At 61.3% G+C, this 25,914-nt stretch carries 21 protein-coding genes and 1 other RNA gene; 14 read left to right on the top strand and 8 right to left on the bottom strand.

Annotated elements, in window-relative coordinates; all coding sequences use genetic code 11:
* Positions 1-169 precede the first annotated feature (169 nt).
* From C4J94_RS05120 to C4J94_RS05135, 4 genes are all read left to right on the top strand, one after another.
* The gene (locus C4J94_RS05120; protein ID WP_124385183.1) at positions 170-1,852 is read left to right on the top strand and encodes a fatty acid--CoA ligase; all 1,683 of its coding nucleotides are present in this window, start codon (positions 170-172) and stop codon (positions 1,850-1,852) included.
* 334 nt (positions 1,853-2,186) lie between these two features.
* Positions 2,187-4,046 (top strand): DUF1302 domain-containing protein, encoded by a 1,860-nt coding sequence (locus C4J94_RS05125; RefSeq protein ID WP_124385184.1) that lies wholly within the window; start codon positions 2,187-2,189, stop codon positions 4,044-4,046.
* Positions 4,047-4,088: 42 nt separating this feature from the next.
* Positions 4,089-5,453 carry a DUF1329 domain-containing protein gene (locus C4J94_RS05130; RefSeq protein WP_124385185.1) on the top strand — a complete coding sequence of 455 codons (1,365 nt, stop codon included), beginning with the start codon at positions 4,089-4,091 and terminating at the stop codon, positions 5,451-5,453.
* 254 nt (positions 5,454-5,707) lie between these two features.
* Entirely contained in the window at positions 5,708-8,437 is a 2,730-nt protein-coding gene (locus tag C4J94_RS05135) for a LuxR C-terminal-related transcriptional regulator (protein WP_124385186.1), read from the top strand.
* Positions 8,438-8,449: 12 nt separating this feature from the next.
* Here C4J94_RS05135 and C4J94_RS05140 read toward each other — a convergent pair whose 3' ends face one another.
* Genes C4J94_RS05140 through C4J94_RS05155 form a run of 4 tightly spaced genes read right to left on the bottom strand, consistent with a single transcriptional unit; the run spans position 8,450 to position 11,898 of the window.
* A complete protein-coding gene (locus C4J94_RS05140) occupies positions 8,450-9,010 on the bottom strand; it encodes a membrane integrity-associated transporter subunit PqiC (protein WP_124385187.1) in 561 nt (186 codons plus the stop codon).
* Between the two features lie 14 nt (positions 9,011-9,024).
* The gene (locus C4J94_RS05145; RefSeq protein WP_124385188.1) at positions 9,025-10,686 is read right to left on the bottom strand and encodes an intermembrane transport protein PqiB; all 1,662 of its coding nucleotides are present in this window, start codon (positions 10,684-10,686) and stop codon (positions 9,025-9,027) included.
* On the bottom strand, positions 10,667-11,311 hold the full coding sequence (locus tag C4J94_RS05150; RefSeq protein ID WP_124385189.1) for a paraquat-inducible protein A: 645 nt from the start codon (positions 11,309-11,311) through the stop codon (positions 10,667-10,669). The genes C4J94_RS05145 and C4J94_RS05150 overlap by 20 nt, the downstream gene beginning before the upstream one ends.
* A complete protein-coding gene (locus C4J94_RS05155; RefSeq protein ID WP_124385190.1) occupies positions 11,308-11,898 on the bottom strand; it encodes a paraquat-inducible protein A in 591 nt (196 codons plus the stop codon). Before C4J94_RS05155 ends, C4J94_RS05150 begins: the two co-directional genes overlap by 4 nt.
* A 494-nt stretch (positions 11,899-12,392) precedes the next feature.
* Here C4J94_RS05155 and C4J94_RS05160 point away from each other — a divergent pair, with 494 nt between their 5' ends.
* Positions 12,393-13,166 carry an OmpA family protein gene (locus C4J94_RS05160; protein WP_124385191.1) on the top strand — a complete coding sequence of 258 codons (774 nt, stop codon included), beginning with the start codon at positions 12,393-12,395 and terminating at the stop codon, positions 13,164-13,166.
* Positions 13,167-13,235: 69 nt separating this feature from the next.
* Here the strand turns inward: C4J94_RS05160 and C4J94_RS05165 are convergent, their stop codons facing one another.
* The 4 genes from C4J94_RS05165 to C4J94_RS05180 form a co-directional block, all read right to left on the bottom strand.
* Complete coding sequence (locus C4J94_RS05165) at positions 13,236-13,817, bottom strand: BON domain-containing protein (RefSeq protein WP_124385192.1); 582 nt, start codon at positions 13,815-13,817, stop codon at positions 13,236-13,238.
* A complete protein-coding gene (locus C4J94_RS05170) occupies positions 13,814-14,407 on the bottom strand; it encodes a phosphoheptose isomerase (protein ID WP_007904374.1) in 594 nt (197 codons plus the stop codon). The genes C4J94_RS05165 and C4J94_RS05170 overlap by 4 nt, the downstream gene beginning before the upstream one ends.
* Before the next feature lie 92 nt (positions 14,408-14,499).
* Positions 14,500-14,871: a YraN family protein gene (locus tag C4J94_RS05175; protein WP_124385193.1), complete on the bottom strand. Its 372-nt coding sequence runs from the start codon at positions 14,869-14,871 to the stop codon at positions 14,500-14,502.
* Positions 14,871-16,682, bottom strand: a complete 1,812-nt coding sequence (locus tag C4J94_RS05180; protein WP_124385194.1) for a penicillin-binding protein activator — start codon at positions 16,680-16,682, stop codon at positions 14,871-14,873. Before C4J94_RS05180 ends, C4J94_RS05175 begins: the two co-directional genes overlap by 1 nt.
* A gap of 176 nt (positions 16,683-16,858) precedes the next feature.
* On the opposite strand from C4J94_RS05180, the gene rsmI reads away from it, so the two are divergent.
* From rsmI to mraY, 9 genes are all read left to right on the top strand, one after another.
* A complete protein-coding gene (gene rsmI / locus C4J94_RS05185; RefSeq protein WP_124385195.1) occupies positions 16,859-17,764 on the top strand; it encodes a 16S rRNA (cytidine(1402)-2'-O)-methyltransferase in 906 nt (301 codons plus the stop codon).
* A 96-nt stretch (positions 17,765-17,860) separates the two neighbouring features.
* Positions 17,861-18,214, top strand: an RNA gene (gene rnpB / locus C4J94_RS05190) — RNase P RNA component class A.
* Positions 18,215-18,568: 354 nt separating this feature from the next.
* Positions 18,569-19,024 carry a division/cell wall cluster transcriptional repressor MraZ gene (gene mraZ / locus C4J94_RS05195; RefSeq protein WP_004371993.1) on the top strand — a complete coding sequence of 152 codons (456 nt, stop codon included), beginning with the start codon at positions 18,569-18,571 and terminating at the stop codon, positions 19,022-19,024.
* Entirely contained in the window at positions 19,021-19,968 is a 948-nt protein-coding gene (gene rsmH / locus C4J94_RS05200; protein WP_164485554.1) for a 16S rRNA (cytosine(1402)-N(4))-methyltransferase RsmH, read from the top strand. Before mraZ ends, rsmH begins: the two co-directional genes overlap by 4 nt.
* Entirely contained in the window at positions 19,965-20,258 is a 294-nt protein-coding gene (gene ftsL, locus C4J94_RS05205; protein WP_124361353.1) for a cell division protein FtsL, read from the top strand. Before rsmH ends, ftsL begins: the two co-directional genes overlap by 4 nt.
* Positions 20,258-22,000 (top strand): penicillin-binding protein 2, encoded by a 1,743-nt coding sequence (locus tag C4J94_RS05210; RefSeq protein WP_164485607.1) that lies wholly within the window; start codon positions 20,258-20,260, stop codon positions 21,998-22,000. The genes ftsL and C4J94_RS05210 overlap by 1 nt, the downstream gene beginning before the upstream one ends.
* Positions 22,000-23,463 (top strand): UDP-N-acetylmuramoyl-L-alanyl-D-glutamate--2,6-diaminopimelate ligase, encoded by a 1,464-nt coding sequence (locus C4J94_RS05215; RefSeq protein ID WP_124385197.1) that lies wholly within the window; start codon positions 22,000-22,002, stop codon positions 23,461-23,463. The genes C4J94_RS05210 and C4J94_RS05215 overlap by 1 nt, the downstream gene beginning before the upstream one ends.
* The gene (gene murF / locus C4J94_RS05220) at positions 23,456-24,826 is read left to right on the top strand and encodes a UDP-N-acetylmuramoyl-tripeptide--D-alanyl-D-alanine ligase (RefSeq protein ID WP_124385198.1); all 1,371 of its coding nucleotides are present in this window, start codon (positions 23,456-23,458) and stop codon (positions 24,824-24,826) included. Before C4J94_RS05215 ends, murF begins: the two co-directional genes overlap by 8 nt.
* A complete protein-coding gene (gene mraY, locus C4J94_RS05225; RefSeq protein ID WP_057724619.1) occupies positions 24,826-25,908 on the top strand; it encodes a phospho-N-acetylmuramoyl-pentapeptide-transferase in 1,083 nt (360 codons plus the stop codon). Before murF ends, mraY begins: the two co-directional genes overlap by 1 nt.
* Positions 25,909-25,914 lie beyond the last annotated feature (6 nt).

Below are 25,914 nucleotides of genomic sequence, written 5' to 3' on the forward strand. Positions count from 1 at the left end.
TCGGGGGCAAGCCCCCTCCCACATTGGATCTTCGTGAACCGTAGGTGCTGGCTAAAAGCTAGTATTTGCTGGCTCTGCAAATCATTCCTTTGGCTGATTTGGTTGAAACATAACGTCTCTACAGTGCAGGTCTTCAAGCCAAGACCGCGCAGTCATAAAAGGGATTCGTATGTTGCAGACCCGTGTCATCCCACCCGCCGAAGGCGCTTACCAATACCCGCTGTTGATCAAGCGCCTGTTGATGTCCGGAACCCGTTACGAAAAGACCCAGGAAATCGTCTACCGCGACAAACTGCGCTACACCTACCCGACCCTGATCGAGCGCGTTGCGCGCCTGGCCAATGTGCTGACCGAAGCCGGGGTCAAGGCCGGCGACACGGTGGCGGTGATGGACTGGGACAGCCACCGTTACCTGGAGTGCATGTTCGCCATTCCGATGATCGGTGCGGTGATCCACACCATCAACGTGCGCCTGTCGCCTGAACAGATCCTCTACACCATGAACCACGCCGACGACCGCTTCGTGTTGGTCAACAGCGAGTTCGTGGGGCTTTACCAGGCCATCGCCGGGCAACTTACCAGCGTCGACAAGACCTTGCTGATCACCGACGGCGACAGCAAGACCGCCGACCTGCCCAACCTGGTGGGCGAGTACGAAACCCTGCTGGCTGCCGCGAGCCCGAAGTACGACTTCGAGGATTTCGACGAAAACTCCGTCGCCACCACGTTCTACACCACCGGCACCACCGGCAACCCCAAGGGCGTGTATTTCACCCACCGCCAACTGGTGCTGCACACCATCGGCGTGGCGACCATCATGGGCAGCGTCGACAGCGTGCGTTTGCTCGGTACCAACGACGTGTACATGCCGATCACGCCGATGTTTCATGTGCATGCCTGGGGCCTGCCGTATGTGGCGACCATGCTCGGCCTCAAACAGGTCTACCCCGGTCGGTACGACCCGGAATACCTGGTGGAGCTGTGGCGCAAGGAAAATGTCACCTTTTCTCACTGTGTGCCGACCATCCTGCAAATGGTGCTCAACGCCAAGGCGGCGCAGGGCGTGGATTTCGGCGGGTGGAAAATCGTCATCGGCGGCAGCGCGCTCAACCGTTCGCTGTACGAAGCCGCCAAGGCCCGTGGCATTCAATTGACCGCCGCATACGGCATGTCCGAGACCGGGCCGCTGGTGTCCTGTGCCCATCTCAATGCCGAGCTGATGGCCGGCAGCGAGGACGAACGCACCACCTATCGCATCAAGGCCGGTGTGCCCGGGCCTTTGGTGGAGGCGGCGATCATGGACACCGATGGCAACTTTTTGCCTGCCGACGGCGAATCCCAGGGCGAGCTGGTATTGCGCGCACCCTGGCTCACCGAGGGCTATTACAACGAGCCGCAAAAGGGCGCCGAGCTGTGGGCCGGGGGCTGGATGCACACCGGTGATGTCGCCACCCTGGACGCGTTCGGTGTGATCGATATCCGCGACCGTATCAAGGATGTGATCAAGACCGGTGGCGAGTGGATTTCTTCCCTGGCCCTGGAAGACCTGGTCAGTCGTCACCCGGCGGTACGCGAAGTAGCGGTGGTGGGGATTGCCGATCCGCAGTGGGGCGAGCGTCCGTTTGCCCTGTTGGTATTGCGTGATGGCCATGTGATAGGCGCCCGCGAGCTCAAGGAGCACCTCAAGCCGTTCGTTGAATTGGGCCACTTGAGCAAGTGGGCGATTCCGAGCCAGATCGCTGTTGTTACTGAAATTCCCAAGACCAGCGTCGGCAAGCTCGACAAAAAACGTATCCGCATCGACATCATCGAATGGCAGGCCAACAACAGTACGTTCCTGTCGACCCTCTGACGCCTCTTGCCGCGCCCTTCCGGGCGCGGAAATGCTCTATCTCAAGCCTCTACTTGTGATTTGCCGAATTTCAGCCATCCTTCCCGCGTCGACCTTCGTCGGCGTGGCGAAAGGGTCGTGGCAGACGGGTTGGTGATGCAAATCACACTTTAGAGGGATCAAGCACTACCCCCTGCTGGCTATAGTCCCTTCCAGAGTTTTTCGTAGATGTTGCGCTTCGGGTGAGGGTGGCCCGGTTGTCGCTCGGCATTGGAATCGTTGTATCCCGGCCGTTACATGCATCTTCAGAAAGAGCTCACTGCCATAACAATAAAATGCACATGGAGTAGCGTCGATGACCTCAGTAAACCAGTTCTGGCGCCGGGCACGATTGCCTTTGGCCGTCAGTCTCGCTTCTACGCTCGCCGGGCCCGCATTCGGCGTCAGTTTCAACATCGGCGAAATTGAGGGGAGTTTCGACTCATCCCTCTCGGTAGGCGCCAGTTGGAGCACGTCCAAGGCCAATCGCGACCTGATCGGCGCCAACAACGGCGGCAAGGGCTTGTCCCAGACCTCCGATGACGGGCACCTGAACTTCAAGCGCGGAGAAACGTTCTCGAAGATCTTCAAGGGCATCCACGACCTGGAACTGAAGTACGGCGACACCGGTGTGTTTGTGCGTGGCAAGTACTGGTACGACTTTGAACTCAAGGACGAAAGTCGTCCGTTCAAGGACATCAGCGACAACAACCGCAAGGAAGGCGCCAAGTCGTCGGGCGGGCAGATCCTCGATGCGTTCGTCTACCACAACTACTCGATCGCCGATGCGCCGGGTTCGGTGCGTTTTGGCAAGCAGGTAGTGAGCTGGGGCGAAAGCACCTTCATTGGCGGCGGGATCAACTCCATCAACCCGATCGACGTCTCGGCGTTCCGTCGTCCAGGCGCCGAGATCAAGGAAGGCTTGATTCCGGTCAACATGTTCTATGTTTCCCAGACGCTCACCGACAACCTGTCGGCCGAGGCGTTCTACCAGCTGGAATGGGACCAGACCGTTACCGACAACTGCGGCACCTTCTTCTCGCAGCCGGACGTGATTTCCGATGGTTGCAGCAACAACCTGCGGGTGCTGAACAAGCGCTCGACCATTCCAGCGGCGGCCCTGCCGACCCTGGGCGCCCTGGGTGTGGACGTGAACAGCGAGGGCGTGCTGGTGCGCCGTGGCCCGGATCGCGATGCCCGCGACAGCGGCCAGTTCGGCGTGGCCATGCACTACAACTTCGAGCCGCTGGACACCGAGTTCGGCGCCTACTTCATGAACTACCACAGCCGTGCGCCGATCTTCAGTGCGCAGGGCGCGCCATCGGCGGCCTACACCCGTCCATTGGGCCCGCTGGGGGCGTTGCGTCCGCTGATCGTGGCGGGTAGCTCGAACTACTTCGTCGAGTACCCGGAAGATATCCGTCTGTACGGCTTGAGCTTCTCCACCACCTTGCCTACCGGCACCGCGTGGAGCGGTGAGTTGAGCTACCGTCCGAATGCGCCGGTGCAGTTGAGCACCACCGACATCCTGTTTGCCGGCGTTACGCCGATCCCGGGTTTTGGCAATGCGTCCGTGCTCAAGGGTACGCCAGGCCAGGACCTGCACGGCTACAACCGCAAGGAAGTGACCCAGTTCCAGACCACCTTCACGCACTTCTTCGACCAGGTGATGGGCGCCAGCCGCCTGACCACCGTCGGTGAAATCGGCGTGACTCACGTGGGTGGCCTGGAAAGCAAATCCCAGGCGCGCTACGGCCGCGATCCGGTTTTTGGCCCAGGCACCCTGCCAGGCGGGTTCTGCAACGCGCTCAACAACTCCACCGCCAACGGGGCCGGCTTGCCCAACGCGGCGGGCCTGAACACCAACTGCAACAACGACGGCTACACCACCGCCACTTCCTGGGGCTACCGCGCCCGTGCCATCTGGGAGTACCCGGACGTGTTCGCTGGCGTCAACCTCAAGCCCAACGTGGCCTGGTCCCATGACGTCAAAGGTTACTCGCCAGGCCCTGGCGGCAACTTCGAAGAAGGGCGCAAGGCGGTCAGCCTGGGCCTGGATGCCGAATACCAGAACACCTACACCGCGAGCCTGGCCTACACCAACTTCTTTGGTGGCAAGTTCAGCACCGTGGATGACCGTGATTTTGTCGCGTTGAGCTTTGGCGCCAACTTCTAAGCACACTCTTTTCAAGTGGCACGTATTCAGGAAGACCAGAGTATGAAAATAACAAAAAGTCTGTTGCACGTGGGTGTGCTGGGGCTGTCGATCCTGGCGAGCAACGTCATGGCGGCGGTCTCGGCGGATGAAGCGGCCAAGCTGGGCACCAGCCTGACCCCGATGGGCGCCGAAATGGCCGGTAACGCAGCGGGCACCATTCCGAAATGGACGCCGCTGCCGACCAACGCGGGCGCCGTGGATGCCAAAGGTTTCCTGGCCAACCCTTATGCCAGCGAACAGCCGCAGTTCACCATCACCGCGCAGAACGTGGAGCAATACAAAGACAAGCTGGCGCCGGGGCAGTACGCGATGTTCAAGCGTTACCCGGATTCGTTCAAGATGCCGGTCTATCCGACCCATCGCGGCGCCACGGTGCCGGCGGATGTGTTCGCCGCTATCAAGAAAAACGCCACCACCACCAACCTGGTGTCTGGCGGCAACGGCCTGGAAAACTTCGAGACCGCCGTGCCGTTCCCGATTCCGAAAAGCGGCGTGGAAGTCATCTGGAACCACATCACCCGTTATCGTGGCGGCAGCGTGACGCGCCTGGTCACCCAGGCTACGCCGCAAACCAACGGTTCCTACAGCCTGGTGTACTTCCGCGACCAGTTCGTGTTCCGCGACAAGATGAAGGACTTCGACCCGAAAAACCCAGGCAACGTGCTGTTCTACTTCAAGCAGCAAGTCACCGCGCCGGCGCGTCTGGCCGGGGGTGTACTGCTGGTGCACGAAACCCTCGACCAGGTTAAGGAACCGCGTTCGGCGTGGGTCTACAACGCCGGTCAGCGCCGTGTGCGCCGGGCGCCGCAAGTGTCGTACGACGGGCCGGGGACGGCTGCCGATGGCCTGCGTACTTCCGACAACCTCGACATGTACAACGGTGCGCCGGACCGCTACGACTGGAAGCTGGAAGGCAAGAAAGAAATCTACATCGCCTCCAATAGCTACAAGATCGATGATCCGAAGCTCAAGTACGCCGACATCATCAAGGCCGGCCATATCAACCAGGACCTCGCGCGCTATGAACTGCGTCGCGTCTGGCATGTGGTCGCCACCTTGAAGGAAGGCCAGCGCCACATCTACGCCAAACGTGACTTCTTCATCGACGAAGACACTTGGCAAGCTGCCGTGATCGACCACTACGACGGCCGTGGCCAACTGTGGCGCGTCGCCGAAGCCCATGCCGAGAACTACTACGACAAGCAAGTGCCGTGGTACGCCCTCGAAACCCTCTACGACCTGCAGTCCGGACGCTACCTGGCCCTGGGCATGAAGAACGAAGAGAAACAGGCCTATGACTTCGGCTTCACCGCCACCACCAGCGACTTCACCCCGGCGGCCCTGCGCCAGGACGGTGTTCGCTAACCTGAACCTATGTTGATACCCCTGTGGGAGGGGGCTTGCCCCCGATGGCGGTGGTTCAGTCAACCAAGCGTTGGCTGACACACCGGCATCGGGAGCAAGCCCCCTCCCACTTTTTGTTTGTGGCGTGTGCAGGGATATTTCTTGTCGCAGTTCTTTTTCAGGCATTTGTTGCAAAGATCTACAATCCCGCCGCTTTTACCGCTAGTCTGCGGACATCTGCAGTGCCGACAACAGCCTTCTACAAGAGCCCGGCGATGACTGATCTGTCCCGAATCCAAGGGCCTGCCAGCGCGGTGATTCCGAGCCTGGAGGGCCGCTTCTACAGGCCACCGCTGCCTGATGGCTACGTGCTGCGCCCGCGCCTGTGCGAACGCCTGGGCGCCGGCCTGGAAGGGCGACTGTTGCTGGTCAGCGCGCCGGCGGGGTTTGGCAAGAGTTCCCTGGCGGTGGAGTTCTGCCAGAGCCTGCCCGCTCACTGGCGAAGCCTGTGGCTGGGCCTGAGCCCACGGGACAACGACCCTGGCCGTTTTCTCGAGCGCCTGCTCGAAGGCTTGCGGCAGTATTTCCCGCAACTTGGCGCCCAATCCCTGGGCCTGCTGAAAATGCGTCAGCGTCACCAACCCTTTGCCTTTGAAGAATGGCTCGATGGCCTGCTCGATGAACTGACGGTGCACTTGTCCGTCCAGGCGCCGCTGTTGCTGGTGCTGGATGACTACCACTTGGCCCAGGGGCCGGTGCTGGACCGTTGCCTGCAATTTTTCCTCAATCATTTGCCCGATGGCCTGGTGGTGCTGGTCACCAGCCGCCAGCGCCCGGACTGGCACCTGGCACGGCTGCGCCTGTCGCGGCACCTGTTGGAATTGCATGAGCAGGACCTGCGCCTGACCCATGACGAATCCCTGGCCGTGCTCGACCGGCATAGCAGTTCGTTGCGCGGTGAAGCCTTGGAAAACCTGATTCGCCGCAGCGAGGGCTGGGTCGCCGGCCTGCGTTTCTGGCTGTTGGCCGCCTCCGAAGCCGGCAGTGACAGCACCCTGCCGCAGGGCCTGAACGGTGGTGAGGGCCTGATTCGCGATTATTTGCTCGAAGAAGTCATCGACTGCCTGCCTGCGGAGGTGCAAGCGTTCCTGTATGACACTGCGCCCCAGGAGCGTTTTTGCGGCGAGCTGTGCGACGCGGTCCGCGACGCCCACGACAGCCCGGAAATCCTGCGCTACCTGCGCGCCCATCAGGTGTTCCTGGTGCCGTTGGATGAACAGGGTCATTGGTACCGTTATCACCACTTGTTTTCCGACCTGCTGCGCGCCCGTCGCGAAAAGAGCGCCACCCTACCGCTGGCCAGCCTGCACCTGCGGGCCTGCCGCTGGTTCAACGCCCAGGGCTTGATCGACGAGGCGGTGGAGCAGGCGCTGCGGGCCGGTCATCTGGATGTGGCGGCGAACCTGGTGCAGAACCTCTCCGAAGAACAGCTGCTGGCCGAGCAGAATGTCGGCATGCTGCTGCGCTGGAAGATGGACTTGCCTGACAGCCTGTTGATCAGTACGCCGCGCTTGATCGTGCTCTACAGTTGGGCGCTGGGGCTCGCATGCCAGTTGGATGCGGCGCAAGAGCTGTCCAGCTACCTCAGTCGCTTCCTGCCGGCGCCGTCGGCCACCGCGCAAAAATCCATGCTGGCCCAATGGCTGGCGCTGAGCGGGATCATCGCCCGTGGGCGAGGGGACCGCGAGTTGACCCAGCGCTATTGCAACGAGGCGCTGGAGAGTCTGCCGCACAAGCGCTATGGCCAGCGCTTGATGTGCCTGTCGACCCTGTCCAACCTGGCCATCGTCGACGCCGACCTGTGGCGTGCCCGCGGCCTCAACCGCGAATCCCTGGAGCTGGCGCAGCGCGTCGGTAACCCTCTGTTTGAAGCCTTGGCCCATTACGACCGCGCTCGCGTGCTGCAGGCGCGGGGCGAAATCCTGCGCGCACTGGACGAAGTGCGCCAGGGCCTGCAGCGCCTGCAGGGGCTGGCGCTGCAGCGGCTGTACGCCGTGCGCGCGCGGTTGTGGTTGTATGAAGGCTACCTGCTGCTGGTGCGTTATCAGCCCGAAGCCGGGCTTGCACGGTTGCGCGCCGGCCTGACAGAAGCCCGTGCCTGCCGGGATATCAGCGTGCTGATCGGGCATTGCGTGATCGCCAGCTTCGAAGGGCGGCGAGGCGATTTCTCCACTGCCTTTGCCGAATTGGCCGAGGCCGAGCGCTTGATGCATATCTGGGACGTGCCGCCGATCTACTACCTGGCGATGATCACCCTGATCAAGTGCGAGCTGTGGCTGGCCCAGGGCCGTACCGACCTGGCCGATGCCTGGCTGACCCGGCTGGGACAGACCTACACCGGCGACCAGGCTGCCGCCGCACCGGAGTTTCATCCGCACTTGCCGCAACATGTGGAGCTGCAACAGGCTGCGCTGGATGCTATTCGCCATCAACCTGATGTAGCGCTGCAACGGCTTGAGGACCTGGCGCAACAGGCGCTCGACAGCGGGCGCCAGATGATTGCCCTGATGGCGCTGGCCCAGCAGGTGCATTTACTGCTGGCCTGTGGTCAGCAAGCCAAGGCCGGGCCGGTCCTGGCCCGCGCACTCGACGCCGGTGTGGGGGGCGCGTTGCAGCCTTTCCAGCGGTTGCTGGAGGAATATCCGGACTGGATGCGCGAGCAGTTGAGTAAGCGCCCGCATGACCTGCTCAACCAGGCGTTGCTGGCGCTGCTGCCGGCAGTCGCCATCATTGAAACCTCGTCTCACCCTGAAACCCTGAGCACCCGTGAGCTGGCGGTACTGCAGCTGATCGCTCAGGGCTGTTCAAACCAGGAAATCAGCAACCAGCTGTTCATTTCCCTGCATACGGTGAAAACCCACGCCAGCCATATCAACAGCAAGCTCGGCGTGGAGCGCCGCACCCAGGCGGTGGCGCGGGCCAAGTCGCTGGGTTTGCTGGGCTGACTGCGCCGCCGCTTATTGCCCGCGCGGGCACTGCTGCAGGGACGACCCGGCCGCGCTGCTGATCAGCGCGGCGAAGCGCTTGAGGTTGTTCTGGTGCGCCACCACCACGTCATCGATGCTCGGGCCTGCGGGCGACTGCAAGGTTGAACGGCAGCTCAGCGCAGGGCGATCACCGCCGCCGGCCGGCCTGAGGCGCCAGCGCACGTCGAGCAGTGCGTACTGCCCGGGCACCGAATCAAAGCGCTGCACCTCGACGCGCAACGACACGGCTTGCCGGGCATCGCTGCTGGCCAACTGGTCCACCAGCGCGCTCCTCAGCTCATCGGCAAGGGTGGCGGCCCACCACTGGGTCTCCAGGATCGCCAGGCCGCTGTCGCCCTGGCGGATCACGATCTGCGCGCGGTCCACCTGAGGCGGCACGGTGATGCTTTCGATGCGCACTGAGTCGGCATCCGCTCGTGTGGCGTTATTCAAGTGCGCCGGGGTCAAGGTGTGAAATGCAATCGGCTCGCTGCGGCAGGCCGCGAGCAGCAGCAGGGCGGTCACCAGGGTGATTTTCAGCGGCAATGTCATGGCGGCTCCAATGGTCATTTGCGGGGTGGCCCTTGCAGGTCAAGCGGCGCGGCGTTATCGGCGCGACCGCGAATCAGCGATTCCGGGTGCCGGCCCAGGTAATCCGAAAGCTCGCGCAAGGAGCGCGACATGCGCGCCAGTTCATCCAGGGTCTGGGTCAGTTGCTCGCGCTGCGGCGAGTCTTCGGCCAGGGTAGAACTGGCTGACTGCAGGGTCTTGCTCACGTCGGCCAGCGTGGTCTGCACGCCGGGCAGGGTCTTGGCGTTGAACTGTGCCAGGCCCTTGCGCAACTCGACCAGGCTGGCGTCCAGATTGCCGGCTATACGCTCGACAGGCAGTTGGCTGATCTTGTTGACGATGGCTTCGAATTTTTCCTGCAATTGCTCCAGGTTGCCGGGGATGGTGGGAATGCCCACGGGGCGCTGGTTCGGGTCAAACGCGACTTTGTCGGCCTTGGGGTAGAAGTCCAGGGCGATGTACAACTGGCCGGTCAGCAGATTGCCGCTGCGCGCCTGGGCGCGCAGGCCGTTTTCGATGAAGCTGCCGATCAGGCGCACTCCCGCCGCCTCATCGTTGGGGTTGTGGTTCATTGCCTTGAGCAGCTTGGTGTGCGCCTGGCCGAGCAGCTGTGGGTAAATCACGATGCCGACGTTGACCGGGAAGCTGCGCTTCTTGGCATCGAAGTCCAGGTTGATCGAGACCACCTTGCCGAACTCGACACCGAGGAATTCAACCGGTGCGCCGACTCTCAGCCCGCGCAGGGCCTGGTCAAAACGCAGCACCATATATTGCCCTTCGCCATTGGGCGGGGCGAGGGCACTTTGCTGGTCGTCGAACAGCTCAAAATTGCGGTTTTCCTCGGCGGGCTTGTCGTTGGGGCTGTAGGGCGGCGCCTGGAAGGAGATCCCGCCCATCAACATCGACGACAACGATTCGGTCTTCAGTTCGAAGCCATTGGCCCCGACATTGAGATCGACACCGCTGGCGTTCCAGAAGCGTGTGTTTTCGGTGACGTACGCGTCATTGGGCGCGTGCACGAACACCTCGATATTCACGCCCTTGCCCTCGCTGTCCAGTTCATAGGCAACCACCTGGCCGACCGGGATTTTGCGGTAGTAGATGGGCGAGCCGATATCCAGCGAACCCAGGCCCTGGGTATGCAGGGTGAAGCGTTTGCCTGGCTCGCCATAGGTGATGGGCGGCGGGTTTTCCAGGCCTTTGAACTGTTTGGCGCGGGTGTTGGATTGGCCGATATCGGCACCGATGTAATCGCCGGACAGCAGGGTATCGATGCCGGACACGCCGCCTGCGCCGATGCGCGGGCGGACCACCCAGAACTTCGAATCTTCGCGGGTGAAGCTTTCAGCCTGCTTGGCCAGTTCGACGGTGGCGTTGACGCTTTTCTGGTCATCGCTCAAGGCGACATCGGTGACGTGGCCGATGACCACGCTGCGGTACTTCACCTCCGTCTTGTTGGCCACCAGCCCGCTGCCGGTCTTGAAGTTGAGGATGATGGTCGGGCCCTGTTGCAGCACGCTATGAACCACCAGCGAAACTCCCACCAGCACGGCGACAATCGGCACGATCCATACCAGCGAAACGCTGAAGCGGCGTGTCTTGATCTCGGGTTGCCCCGCAGGCTTGTCAATATCAGCGTCAGCCTTGGATGAGCTCATCCGAGGTCTCCTCATTGTGTGAATTTTCCCAGATCAGCCGGGGATCGAAACTCATTGCCGCCAGCATCGTGAACACGACCACCAGCCCAAAAAACAGAATGCCCAGACGCGGCTCGATATTGCCCAGGGCCTGGAACTTCACCAGCGCGGCCACGAGTGCGACCACGATCACGTCCAGCATCGACCAGTAACCGATCAGCTCGATAAACCGAAACAGCTTGGAGCGTTCCTTGCGCGCCCAGCCGCTATTGCGCTGCACGGTGATCAGTAGCAACCCCAGTGACAGGAACTTGATGCCAGGTACGGCAATGCTGGCGATGAAAATGATCAGGGCAATGTCCCAGGCACCATGCTGCCAGAACTCCAGCACGCCGCTCATGATGGTGCTGTCTGCCCCGGAGCCGAGCATGGTGGTGTTCATCACCGGCAACACATTCGCCGGCACATAAAAGGCCAGAGCCGTGAGCAGGTAGGCCCAGGTGCGGGTCAGGGACTGCACCTTGCGTCGATGCAGGGGGGCGCCGCAACGATCACACTCGGTGGGTTCGTTGCGCATGTCGCAAGGCTGGCCGCAGGTGTGGCACAAGCACAGGTTAAGCTCGCGGGCGGTGGGTGGTGAGGTCATAGGGTGTCCCACAGGTCGCGCACATCGCGCCCGGCAATGCGGATCAGCAAAAGGCTAAGGGTGGCCAGCGCGAAAAGGCCGATGCCGGGTATCACATCGAGCATGCCGGCCAGCTTGATCACCGCCACCATCGCGCCCAGCAGGCACACCTCCAGCATGCTCCAGGGCCTGAGTGCTTCCAGCCAGCGCATGCATAGCTTGAAGGCCGGCGAGCGTGTGCCCCTGAGGGCGAAACCCAGCACCCAGATCAGCAACAGCAACTGGAAGACCGGCGCGATGATGATGGCAATCGCCGCTACCAAGGCGATAAACGTGATGGGGCCCAGGCTCAGTGCAAGCACCGAATCCCAGAGCGTCGCGCTGTTCTTCAGGCCCTGCAGGCTGATGCTCATCACCGGATAGAAATTGGCGAATGCCCACAGCACTGCGGCCGTGACGGTCAAGGCGAGGCGCTGTTGCACCGACAGGCCGTTATAGCGCTGCAGTACGCCCTCGCAGCGTACGCACAGGGCTTTCTGATGCCTGGCGAGCGTGACTTTCTGGTACACGCAGTCGCAGTGTTCGCAGATGACCTGTTGATTAGCCATACATGTTGCTCCAGATGCGACTGACTGCAGTGTTGCTCGTTGCCGTGGGTTCAATGGCGTTTGCGTAGCTTAGCAGTACGGTAGCCTCGACCGCTTCCAGCGCGGGGGCAAGCTCCACCATACTGTACTTGGAACGTGCCATAGAGCTTGCAGGACACCTATGAATACCGAAAAAAACCAGCGCTGATTCGCGAAACCTTCCCTGTCGGCCCGTTGCAGTGTAACTGCACAGAGAACCCGTTTGTGCGTGCCTGATGGGACGTTGCATCGATGGGAGGGGGCTTGCTCCCGATAACGGTGTGTCGGCTATAGTTGAGTTCACTGATCTAACGCTATCGGGAGCAAGCCCTCCCACACTGGGATCTGCATGGATTAGATAAATCCTGTTTGCGCCTTGCTCACGGAATTTTTACCGTTTGTCGTGTTCCAAACCCGGCACAGGACCATTGTCCATGTCCTCTGCATCTCAGAATGCAAAAGTAGGAGCTTCCTTCATGTTCACTCCGCGTCGTCTGCTTGTTGTCGCCACCGCCGTAGCCCTGTTGTCCGGCTGCGCTTCCCCTAATCCTTATGACGGCAGCCAGGGACAGGCCAGCAATGGTTCCGAAAGCGGCATGAGCAAGACCGCCAAGTACGGCGGCCTCGGCGCGCTCGCTGGCGCATTGGCCGGTGCGGCCATCGACCATAACAACCGTGGCAAGGGCGCGCTGATCGGCGCAGTCGTTGCCGGTGCTGGCGCTGCCGGCTACGGCTACTACGCCGACCAGCAAGAGAAAAAACTGCGCGAAAGCATGGCCAATACCGGGGTTGAAGTGCAGCGCCAGGGTGATCAGATCAAATTGATCATGCCGGGCAATATCACCTTCGCCACCAACTCCGACGCGATCTCCAGCAGCTTCTACACGCCGCTGAACAACCTGGCCAACTCCCTCAAGCAGTTCAACCAGAACACCATTCAGATCGTTGGCTACACCGACAGCACCGGCAGCCGCCAGTTGAACATGGACCTGTCCCAGCGCCGTGCGCAGAGCGTGGCCAACTACCTGACCTCCCAGGGCGTCAGCGCCGCCAACCTGAGCGCTCGGGGTGCGGGTCCGGATAACCCGATTGCCAGCAACGCAGACGTGAATGGCCGTGCCCAGAACCGTCGCGTGGAAGTGAACCTTGGCCCGATCCCTGGCCAGCAGTACGGCCAGCCAGGTGCCCAGCAACAGGCGCCACAGCAGAACAACCAGTTCCAGGGCAACCCGTACTCGCAGTACCAGTAAACCGTCACCCACAAAAAAGGGCGCCGTGCAGTCAATGCACGGCGCCCTTTTTTGTGGGTGACGGTTACATCAGTCGATGTATTCGAACACCTTGACGATTTTCTGCACACCGGACACGCCCTGTACCAGGTTGGCCGCGCGGGTGGCTTCAGCCTGGGTCAGCAGGCCCATCATGTAGACGATACCGTTGTCAGTAACGATCTTGATGCGTGAGCCCGGAACGGCGCTGTCGGTGAGCATCTGCGCCTTGATCTTGGTGGTCAGCAGGGCATCGTTGCTGATGGCCAGCAGCGTGATCGGGTCCATGACCTGCAGCTCGTTGTGAACCTTCTTGACTCGCTGCACCGTCGAGGCGGCTTGTTCAGCCTGGGCCTTGAGCTCGGCGCGCGGGGTCTGCCCGGCCAGCAGCACCACGCCATTGAAGCTGGTGACCACAATGCGTGATGCGCCATTGCCCAGGTCTGTAGCGGCTTTGGCGACGTTGACCTTGACCTTGGTTTCGATCAGCGAGTCATCGATGGTGCTGCCGAAGGTGCGTGTGCCCCTGTCGTCCTGGATCGGGGTGTCCCGTGTAGCGGTAATTGCCGTGCTGCAGCCGCTGATGGCGAGGCACAGCGTGATGGCCAAAAGGCTGAGGCGATTAACGGTCATTCTTCACTCCCGAACAGTTGGCTGTCGATCAGATCGCACAAGCAGTGGATCGCCAGCAGATGGACTTCTTGAATGCGTGCGGTGACGTTGGCTGGAACGCGAATCTCCACATCTTCAGGTAGCAGCAGCGAAGCCATGCCGCCGCCGTCGCGCCCGGTCAATGCTACGACAATCATTTCGCGATCATGTGCGGCCTGGATCGCTTGAATGATGTTCGCCGAGTTGCCACTGGTGGAAATCGCCAGCAGCACATCGCCCGGCTGGCCGAGGGCGCGGATCTGTTTGGAGAAGATTTCGTTGTAGCTGTAGTCGTTGGCGATCGAGGTGATCGTCGACGAATCGGTGGTCAGGGCGATCGCCGGCAGGCTCGGGCGCTCGCGCTCGAAGCGGTTGAGCAGCTCGGAGGAAAAATGCTGGGCGTCGCCGGCCGAGCCACCGTTGCCGCACGAAAGCATTTTGCCTTCGTTGAGCAAGGCGTTGACCATGACCTGACTGGCTTGCTCGATGTGCGGTGCAAGTACGTCCATCGCCTGTTGCTTGGTGTCGATGCTGGCCTGGAAAAGCTGGCGAATTCGGGATTGCATGTCCATCTGTGTGACCTTAATTAGCGCGGCTGTTTGGCACAGAAATGTGCAGCCCGCAAAGCAAAGAGCAAAAGTGTGGGGTGAAGGTGCCGGGTGAGTCAGCTGTCGAAGGCATCTTTGAGCCAATTCAGATCAGCGGGCCCCGACGGTGTGCTTTCTATGGCAACCACATCGAAACGGCATGGGCTGTCGGCCCATCGATGCTCTTTTTGCAGGAAAAACTGCGCGGCGAGTATCAGCTTCTGACGCTTGCGCCCATCGATGCTGGCGAGCGCGCCACCCCATTGTGCGTGTTTTCTGTAGCGCACTTCGACGAATACTACTGTATCGCCGTCAAGCATGACCAGATCAAGCTCGCCGCGTTTACATAACCAGTTCTGCGCCAGAAGGCGCAGACCCTGTTGTTGCAGATAGCTCAGCGCGTGGAGTTCGGCATCCTTGCCGCTTTGTGCGCTGGACCGCTCGGGCATTATCGAGGGGTGTCCGGAAGGCGCTGGATTTCGCCGCCAACGAACTTCGCCCACGGCATCTGGCGATCAACGCGCTGGTTGGCGCTGATGCCCAGGTTACCGGAGAGGCCGTCGACACGGGTGTCCGGCAACGCCTTGAGCTGGCCCAGGCGCGGCGCCAGGCGATAGGCATCCACGCCCATCGCATAGAGACGGCCCAGGCTGCCATTGGCTTGCGGCCATTGTGCGGCGACCTGGTTGCGCAGCGGGTCGGTGGTGTTGAGCAGCCAAGGGGTTTCGCAGAACATCACGTTGGTCATATCCAGGTACTGGTTGCGGTCGCCGCTGGCGCTGAAGACGTGGGAGGTCGCATAGACAGGCACATCACCGGCGTACTGGAAGTTCAGGGTCGGCTTGATCTGCTGGGCCAGTTGCGGCGTGACGGCCAGGAAGATGAACTCGATGTCCTGGCGACGCGAAGGCTGGGCTGCAACGTCAGTGCCGACGGTACTTTGCAGGCTCTTGGCGCGACCTTCGCTTTTGCGCAACTGGAACAGGTCAGCGATCTGCTGGGCCAGTGCCACGGGCTGATCGACATACTCGACGCCCATCACGGTGCCGCCGTTGGCTTCCCAGTCCTGGCGGAAGGCTTTGTAGACACGCTCGCCCCATTCGCCACGGGGCACCATGGCGGCGGCGCGATGCAGGCCGTCGGCGCGGGCGCGGCGTGACACTTCACGGGCTTCGTCTTCAGCGGCCAGGCCGAACTGGAACAGCTGCGCCGGGGCTTGATCGGTCTCGCTGTAGTTCAGGGCCAGGGTGGTGATTGGCAATTGCGGGCGTGCGCTGAGTTGCTTGACCAGCGGCTTTTCCAGCGGGCCAACCACCAGTTGCACGCCAGCGGCCTGGGCCTTGGCGTAGAAGTCGTCGATGGAGGTCAGGCGCGAGCTGTCGTAAAACTCAATCACTGGCGGCTTCTGCCCGGCCTGTTCGGCCTGGTAGTGGGCGGCCATGAAGCCTTCGCGCAACGCCTTGCCAACCGACGCAAGGGCGCCTTCCTGCGGCAGCAGCAGGGCGATCTTGTTCAGCGGCTGGCTGGCCAGCTCCTTGAGTTTGGTCAAGGGCGTTGGCAACTGCACGGCTGCCGGATGGCCCGGGTTGCGTGCGCGCCAGGTATCAATGGCGGTTTGTTGCTGCTCCAGCGTGCCGGCGCCCTTCACCGCTTGGGCCAGGGTGATCCAGCCGTCCAGTGTCGGGTTGCCGCTGGCTTGCAGTTGTTCGGTCGGCAGTGCGGCGATCAACGCCCAGATTGCTTCGTGGTTGCTGTTGGCAGCATCACCGCTGAGCAGGGGCGCCATGTCGACACGCTCGCGAGCCGCCGCCAGGGTCTGGCCGTCGGCTTCATAGGCGCGGGCATGCACGGTGCCGGTGCGGATCTGCTGATCGACCGGCAACTGCTTCAGGCTTTGCAGGCTGGGGTGGTTCAGCGCCGTCAACGCAGCCTTGGGCTGGTTGCGGCTCATCGCCAGTTCGGCGGCCAGGGTGCTGGCAAATACCTGCGCGGCCGGCTTCAGGACATCCAGGGGCACCTGCGCAAGAATCTGCGAGGAGCGCCCAGGGTTGTTCTGCTGGTAAGCCAGGTCAGCCGCACTCAGGCGCAGCAACGCGGCCTTTTCCGGCGTTTTGGCGGAGGTGGCCTGTTCGAGCAGTTGCTCGATGCTGGCGTCGGGCGTACGTGGCAGGTCGCCAAGGCTGGACGAGGGCGAGCTGGCGCAAGCGGCCAGCAAGGCAGCGAGGCAGAGGGCGGAGAGCAGCCGCAGGCAAGCGATCATGTAAGTGTTCCTGATACCGATCAAATTAGCGTGGAAGTGTACCCAAGCACTGGCCCAGGCGCGATGTTCGTGGCGTGAAACCGTGGATTTAAGTCGTGCAATTGTTGCGATTGGCTAACAGTGGCTGAAACGACATCCGCCGTGACGGCATATTTTCAGCGTGTCGACGCGCTACAATGTGGCTTTTGCCAACCATCGAGGTGTGCGTTTTGACTGCTCCAGGTCCTTTGAATTCCACTGCAGGCTCGCTTTTTGTCGTGGCGACGCCCATTGGCAACCTGGACGACATCAGCGCCCGGGCACTGAAGGTGTTGCGCGAGGTTAAATTGATCGCGGCAGAAGACACGCGGCACTCCCAACGGTTGATGCAGCATTTTGGAATCAGCACGCCACTGGCGGCGTGCCATGAGCACAATGAACGTGAGGAGGGCAGCCGTTTTATCACCCGTTTACTGGCCGGTGATGATGTTGCACTGATCTCCGATGCGGGCACGCCGCTGATTTCCGACCCTGGATACCATCTGGTCCGCCAGGCGCGCGCTGCTGGTATCAATGTAGTGCCTGTTCCGGGAGCGTGCGCGCTGATTGCTGCGTTATCTGCGGCCGGCTTGCCGTCGGACCGCTTTATTTTCGAAGGCTTCCTGCCCGCCAAGGCGGTGGGACGTCGCGCGCGTCTGCAGGCATTGAAGGAAGAGCCGCGCACCCTGATTTTCTACGAGGCTCCCCATCGCATCCTGGAGTGCCTGCAGGATATGGAGCTGGTGTTCGGTGGTGCACGCCTGGCGCTATTGGCCCGTGAGTTGACCAAGACCTTTGAAACCCTCAAGGGCCTGCCACTGGAAGCGCTGCGTGGGTTTGTCGAAGGTGACAGCAATCAGCAGCGCGGAGAGTGCGTCGTGCTGGTGGCCGGCTGGACGGCTCCGGAGAGTGAAGATGCCGTCGGCAGTGAAGCCATGCGCATTCTCGATTTGCTGCTCAAGGAAATGCCGCTCAAGCGTGCCGCCGCCCTTGCAGCGGAGATTACCGGGGTGCGCAAGAATGTGTTGTATCAGGTTGCGCTCGATAAACAGAAAGCCGAATAGTTCCGGGGCCGGGCCGGTGTTTCGTCCGAACGTGATGGCAATGCTGCACTTTTAGTACTTGTCCTGAGGCCGTCGTGCCGTTAACCTGCGCGGCGGAGAGTCGATTGGACAGTCGCTGCCCTCTATGAAAATTAGGGGGGGGAGGAAAGTCCGGGCTCCATAGGGCGAAGTGCCAGGTAATGCCTGGGAGGCGTGAGCCTACGGAAAGTGCCACAGAAAATAACCGCCTAAGCACTTCGGTGCCGGTAAGGGTGAAAAGGTGCGGTAAGAGCGCACCGCACGACTGGCAACAGTTCGTGGCTAGGTAAACCCCACTTGGAGCAAGACCAAATAGGGTCCCAAGGCGTGGCCCGCGCTGGGACCGGGTAGGTTGCTAAAGGTGTCCAGTGATGGCCATCGTAGACGAATGACTGTTCAAGACAGAACCCGGCTTACAGATCGACTCTCCACCTTTTTCCTTCCGTCCGAATCTCGGGCGGAAAACCGGTAGTAACGCAAGAATCCCTCCCTGCCAAATCATTGGCAGATGCGTCTTCGTAATACCAAAAAAATCTTACTCTTAACAAATTACTTTAACTTTGAGCTACAGCTCTTTGAGTTGTTTGTGCTTGTTGAGTCAAAAACAACGCTGAAGTCGGGTTTCTCCTCTCGTTACGCTCGTAAATCTCCGTTCTGTAAGGCTTTTCCTTGTATCCGTGCCTTGACGGTGTGGTGGGCGCATTCCTATAGTGTGCGCAAGTGGCGGAAAGTGGCACAAAGTGGGTTTTTTGAACGTAAAACGCTAAAATTTGGAGAAACGCACCTGTGTTTCGCGGAGCTAACGCTATCAGTCTCGATGCAAAAGGCCGTCTCGCTATGCCGAGCCGGTATCGTGACGAGCTCATTTCGCGAAGTTCCGGGCAGTTAATCATCACGATTGACGCTGTTGACCCTTGTTTATGTGTTTACCCCCTCGATGAGTGGGAGTTGATTGAAACCAAGTTGCGCGCTCTGCCTTCATTGCGTGAAGAAAACCGCCGCCTCCAGCGTTTGCTGATCGGTAATGCCGTCGACCTTGAGCTCGATGGCAGCGGTCGGTTCCTGGTGCCTCCGCGTTTGCGCGAATACGCCAGGCTCGACAAGCGCGCAATGCTGGTAGGCCAACTGAACAAGTTCCAATTGTGGGACGAAGATGCCTGGGATGCTGTTTCTGCAGCTGACCTGGCTGCTATTCAACAACCGGGCGCCATGCCTGACGAACTGCGTGATTTGATCCTGTGACTATTGATAGCGGCTTTAACCACATCACCGTACTGCTTGACGAAGCCGTTGAGGCTCTCGCCGTACGCGCGGATGGCTGCTATTTGGATGGCACCTTCGGCAGGGGCGGGCACAGTCGGTTGATACTCAGCCAGCTCGGGCCCAACGGTAAACTCCTCGGGTTCGACAAAGACCCTCAAGCGATTGCCACCGGGCAAGCGCTAGCGGCCGAAGACGGCCGCTTTGTCGTTGTGCAGCGCAGCTTTGCCGAGCTGGGCGCCGAAGTCGCCGAGCGCGGCATGGCGGGCAAAGTGGCCGGGGTTTTGCTCGACCTGGGCGTGTCTTCGCCGCAGCTCGATGACCCGGAACGCGGCTTCAGCTTCATGAACGACGGCCCCCTCGACATGCGCATGGACCCCACCCGTGGCGTCAGTGCCGCGCAGTTCATCGCTACGGCGCCCGTTGAAGAAATTGCCCGGGTGTTCAAGGAATACGGTGAGGAACGCTTCGCCGGTCGCATGGCCCGTGCCGTGGTCGAGCGCCGCGAGATCCAGCCGTTCGAGCGCACCGCTGACCTGGCCGAAGTACTGAAGGTCGCCAACCCGGCATGGGAGAAGGGCAAGAACCCGGCTACCCGTGCGTTCCAGGGCTTGCGCATTCACGTCAACAACGAACTGGGTGACCTGGAGGCTGGCCTCGAGGCTGCCCTGGACGCATTGGAAGTGGGTGGTCGCCTGGTGGTGATCAGTTTTCACTCCCTGGAAGACCGCATCGTCAAACTGTTCATGCGTCGTCTGGTCAAGGGCGAGTCCGACAACCTGCCGCGCAATCTGCCGGTGCGTTTCGAAGCCTTTGTGCCGAAAATCAAAATCCATGGCAAAGCGCAGTTCGCCTCCGAAGCCGAACTCAAGGCCAACCCACGTTCCCGCAGCGCCGTCATGCGCGTCGCGGAGAAGTTGCGGTGAGCAAGCTTTTCGCCAAACCCCTGCCGGGCGGCAGCTTCTTTATGTTGCTGCTGTTTATCGGCGTGCTGGTGTCCGCGATTGCGGTGTCCTACAGCGCGCATTGGAACCGCCAGTTGCTCAATACCCTGTACGGGGAGCTGAGCGTGCGTGACAAGGCACAGGCGGAGTGGGGACGTTTGATCCTGGAACAGAGCACCTGGACGGCCCATAGCCGTATCGAAGTGCTGGCTACCGAACAGTTGAAAATGCACATCCCCGGCGCGGCTGACGTGCGCATGGTGGCGCCATGATGAAGCTTGAAGGCGCACTCTACCCATGGCGCTTCCGCCTGATGCTCGGCTTGCTGGCATTGATGGTGGGCGCGATCGTCTGGCGCATCTTCGACCTGCAGGTCGTCGACCGTGACTTCCTGATCGGCCAGGGCGATGCCCGCAGCCTGCGGCATATTCCGATTCCTGCGCATCGCGGCCTGATTACCGACCGCAACGGCGAACCCCTGGCCGTGAGTACCCCGGTGACCACCCTGTGGGCCAACGCCAAGGAGCTGCAGGTTGCCAAGGACAAGTGGCCGGAACTCGCAGCCGCCCTGGGGCAAGACCGCAAGGCGCTGACCGAGCGTCTGGAAGCCCAGGCCAATAAAGAATTCATCTACCTGGTTCGTGGGCTCACCCCTGAGCAGGGTCAGCAAGTGCTCGACCTTAAAGTTCCTGGTGTCTACGGCATCGAGGAATTTCGTCGTTTCTACCCGGCCGGTGAAACTACCGCGCACATGGTTGGTTTTACCGATATCGATGACCATGGCCGCGAAGGTGTCGAGCTGGCCTACGACGAGTGGCTGGCCGGCGTTCCCGGCAAGCGCCAGGTCATCAAGGATCGGCGTGGCAGGCTGATCAAGGACATACAGGTCACCAAGAACGCCAAGGCCGGTAAGCCCTTGGCGTTGTCAATCGACTTGCGCCTGCAATACCTGGCCAACCGCGAACTGCGTAACGCGATCATCGAGAACGGCGCCAAAGCCGGCAGCCTGGTGATCATGGACGTCAAGACCGGCGAGATCCTCGCCATGGTCAACCAGCCGACCTACAACCCGAACAACCGTCGCAACCTGCAGCCGGCGATGATGCGCAACCGCGCGATGATCGATGTGTTCGAGCCGGGCTCGACCATGAAAGCCATCTCCATGAGTGCCGCCCTGGAAACCGGACGCTGGAAGCCCAGTGACAAGGTGGAGGTGTATCCGGGTACGTTGCAGTTGGGCAAATACACCATTCGTGACGTGTCCCGCACCGAGGGGCCGGTGCTGGACCTGACCGGCATCCTGATCAACTCCAGTAACGTGGGCATGAGTAAGGTCGCTTTCGATATCGGCGGCGAAACCATTTATCACCTCGCGCAAAAAATCGGCTTGGGCCAACCCACTGGCCTCGATTTCCCAGGTGAACGCGTCGGCAACCTGCCGAACTATCGCGACTGGAAAAAAGCCGAGACCGCCACGCTGTCTTACGGCTACGGCTTGTCGGTGACCGCGATCCAGCTGGCTCATGCTTTCTCTGTATTGGCCAATAATGGCCGCATGGTTCCGCTGAGCCTGATCCACGTGGACGAAGCGCCGAAAGCCACCCAGGTGATTCCGGAAAAAGTCGCCAAGACCATGCAAGGCATGCTGCAACAAGTGATCGAGGCGCCGCGTGGCGTATTCCGCGCCCAAGTGCCGGCCTATCACGTGGCCGGCAAGTCCGGTACCGCGCGTAAAACCTCGGTGGGCACCAAGGGGTACGCCGAAAATTCCTATCGCTCACTGTTCGCCGGTTTCGGCCCGATGAGCGACCCGCGCTATGCCATCGTCGTGGTCATCGATGAGCCGAGCAAGGCCGGCTACTTCGGTGGCCTGGTGTCGGCGCCGGTGTTCAGCAAAGTGATGTCCGGCACCCTGCGCCTGATGAACATCACGCCGGACAATCTTCCGCCGACCCAGCAGGCGAATGCCACGCCACCGGCCGCTGCGGTCAAAGCCAATGGAGGGCGCGGCTGATGTCTCTTAGCCTGAACAAGATTTTTGCCCATGCCGGCCGCGATCTGCTGATTCGCGAGTTAAGCCTGGACAGCCGTAATGTGCGCGCCGGTGACCTGTTCCTGGCGGTGCCCGGTGGCAAGTTCGATGGCCGTGCACATATTGCCGACGCCCTGCAACGTGGTGCTGCCGCTGTGGCCTATGAAGTGGAAGGCGCCACCGTGCTGCCGATCACCGATGTGCCGTTGATTCCGGTCAAGGCCCTGGCTGCTCAGCTGTCTGACATTGCCGGGCGCTTCTATGGTGAGCCGAGCCGCCACCTCAACCTGGTGGGCGTGACCGGCACCAACGGCAAGACCAGCGTGACTCAGCTGGTTGCCCAGGCGCTGGACCTGCTGGGTCAGCATTGCGGCATCGTCGGTACCTTGGGTACCGGCTTCTATGGCGCGCTGCAAAGCGGCCTGCACACCACGCCGAACCCGATTGCCGTGCAAGCGACCCTGGCCGACCTGAAAAAGGCCGGTGCCAAGGCGGTTGCCATGGAAGTCTCGTCCCATGGTCTCGACCAGGGCCGCGTGACTGCGTTGGCGTTTGACGTGGCGGTGATGACCAACCTGTCCCGCGATCACCTCGATTACCACGGCACGATGCAAGCGTACGCAGCGGCCAAGGCCAAGTTGTTCGCCTGGAACGATCTGAAGTGCCGCGTAGTGAATCTGGATGACGCCTTCGGCCGCGAACTGGCTGCTCAAGACAGCGAAGCGCGGTTGATCAGCTACAGCCTGGAAGATGCGAGTGCCTACCTGTATTGCCGCCAAGCGCAGTTCAGCGACGAGGGCGTGCGCGCCACACTGGTCACGCCGCAGGGCGAGCATCATTTGCGCAGCACGCTGCTGGGGCGTTTCAACCTGAGCAACGTACTGGCGGCGATCGGCGCCTTGCTCGGCCTGGATTACGCGCTCGACGAAATTCTCAAAGTGCTGCCCAAGCTGGAAGGTCCGGCCGGCCGCATGCAGCGCCTGGGTGGCGGTACGCAGCCGCTGGTGGTGGTCGATTACGCCCACACCCCGGATGCACTGGAAAAAGTCCTGCTGGCGCTGCGCCCGCATGCCAAGGGCAAACTGTTGTGCCTGTTCGGCTGCGGCGGCGACCGCGATCGCGGCAAGCGTCCGTTGATGGCCGAAATCGTCGAGCGCCTGGCCGACGGCGTATTGGTGACCGACGACAACCCGCGCAGCGAAGACCCGAGCCGGATTTTCGACGATATCCGCGAAGGCTTCAAAGACGCTGCCAACGTCACTTTCGTGGCCGGTCGCGGCGCAGCCATTGCCCAACTGATCGCCAGCGCCAGCGCCGATGACGTGGTGGTGCTGGCCGGCAAGGGCCATGAGGATTACCAGGAAATCAACGGCGACCGCCATGCCTTCTCCGATCTGGTCGAGGCTGATCATGCCCTGACTGCCTGGGAGGTCGCCCATGCTTAAGTCGATGACATTCAGCGAACTGACACAGGCGTTGTCGGCCCGCGTGCTGTCGAGCGATTGCACATTCGACGGCGTCAGTATCGACAGTCGCAACATCCAGCCAGGCCAGTTGTTCGTCGCACTCGCAGGCCCGCGTTTCGATGGTCACGACTACCTGAACGAAGTCGCCGCCAAAGGCGCCGTGGGTGCCCTGGTACAACGTGAAGTGACCGACGCCACCTTGCCGCAGTTGCTGGTCGCCGATACCCGCCTGGCCCTGGGCCAACTGGGCGCGCTGAACCGTGCCGCTTTCGACAAGCCGGTTGCTGCCATCACCGGTTCCAGCGGCAAGACCACCGTCAAGGAACTGCTGGCTGGCGTGTTGCGCACCCGTGGACCGGTCCTCGCCACCCGTGGCAACCTGAACAACGATTTCGGCGCACCGCTGACCCTGCTCGAACTGGCCCCGGAACACACGGCGGCCGTGATCGAGCTGGGCGCTTCACGCATCGGCGAAATTGCCTACACCGTGGCGCTGACCAAGCCCCACGTCGCGATTATCAACAACGCCGGTACCGCCCACGTCGGCGAATTCGGCGGCCCGGAAAAAATCGTCGAAGCCAAGGGTGAAATCCTCGAAGGTCTCGACGCTTCGGGCACCGCTGTACTGAATCTGGATGACAAGGCTTTCGAAACCTGGCGCGTACGCGCTGCCGGGCGCAAGGTACTGACGTTCGCCGTGCACAACGCTGCGGCCGATTTCCACGCCTCCGATATTACTGTCGATGCGCGCGGTTGCCCTTCCTTTACCTTGCACACGCCGCAAGGCAGTGAGCACGTGCAGTTGAACCTGCTGGGCAACCATAACGTCGCCAACGCCCTGGCCGCCGCCGCTGCCGCCCACGCCCTGGGCGTGTCGCTGTTCGGTATCGCCACAGGCCTGGGCGCCGTGCAGCCGGTCAAGGGCCGCACCGTGGCGCAACTGGCCACTAACGGCATGCGCGTGATCGATGACACCTACAACGCCAACCCGTCTTCCATCAACGCCGCCGTGGACCTGCTCAAGGGTTTCGATGGACGCAAGGTGCTGGTACTTGGCGATATCGGCGAGTTGGGCGACTGGGCTGAACAAGGCCATCGCGAAGTCGGCGCCTATGCCGCCGGCAAAGTCGATGCGCTCTACGCCGTCGGCCCGAACATGGCTCATGCAGTAAACGCCTTCGGCCCCGGCGCGCGGCATTTCGCCAGCCAAGCCGAATTGATCCAGGCGTTGACTGCGGCTGAACACGATAAACACACAACCATTTTGATCAAGGGATCGCGCAGCGCGGTGATGGAAAACGTCGTCGCAGCCTTGTGTGGCTCAAGTACGGAGAAACATTAATGCTGCTGCTGCTGGCTGAGTATTTGCAACAGTTCCACAAAGGCTTCGCGGTCTTTCAGTACCTGACCTTGCGCGGGATCCTGGGTGTGCTGACCGCGCTGTGTTTGTCGCTGTTTTTGGGGCCGTGGATGATCCGCACCCTGCAGAACCTGCAAATTGGTCAATCGGTTCGCAATGACGGCCCGCAGTCGCACCTGTCCAAGTCCGGCACTCCGACCATGGGCGGCGCGTTGATCCTGTCGTCCATCGGTGTCAGTACCTTGCTCTGGGCCGACCTGCACAACCGCTATGTATGGGTGGTGCTGCTGGTGACCCTGCTGTTCGGCGCCATCGGCTGGGTGGATGACTACCGCAAAGTGATCGAGAAGAATTCCAAGGGGCTGCCAAGCCGTTGGAAATACTTCTGGCAGTCGGTCTTCGGCCTGGCGGCGGCGATTTTCCTGTACACCACCGCGCCAAGCGCCGTGGAAACCACCTTGATCATCCCGATGCTCAAGGACGCCAGCATTCCACTGGGCATCGGCTTCGTGGTGCTGACCTATTTCGTCATCGTCGGCTCCAGCAACGCGGTGAACCTGACCGATGGCCTGGACGGCCTGGCGATCATGCCAACGGTGATGGTGGGCGGCGCGCTGGGCATTTTCTGCTACCTGTCGGGTAACGTGAAATTCGCCGAATACCTGCTGATTCCCTATGTACCGGGCGCGGGTGAACTGATCGTGTTCTGCGGCGCGCTGATCGGTGCCGGCCTGGGGTTCCTGTGGTTCAACACCTACCCCGCTCAAGTATTCATGGGCGACGTCGGTGCACTGGCGCTGGGCGCGGCCCTGGGCACTATCGCGGTGATCGTGCGCCAGGAAATCGTGCTGTTCATCATGGGCGGTGTGTTCGTGATGGAAACCCTGTCGGTGGTCATCCAGGTGGCTTCCTTCAAGTTGACCGGGCGCCGCGTCTTTCGCATGGCGCCGATTCACCACCACTTTGAACTCAAGGGCTGGCCCGAGCCACGCGTGATCGTCCGTTTCTGGATCATCACCGTGATTCTGGTACTGGTCGGCCTTGCCACCCTGAAACTGAGGTAGAAACGA

Source organism: Pseudomonas sp. R5-89-07 (genome assembly GCF_003851685.1).
In the GTDB taxonomy this organism is placed as follows: Bacteria; Pseudomonadota; Gammaproteobacteria; order Pseudomonadales; family Pseudomonadaceae; genus Aquipseudomonas.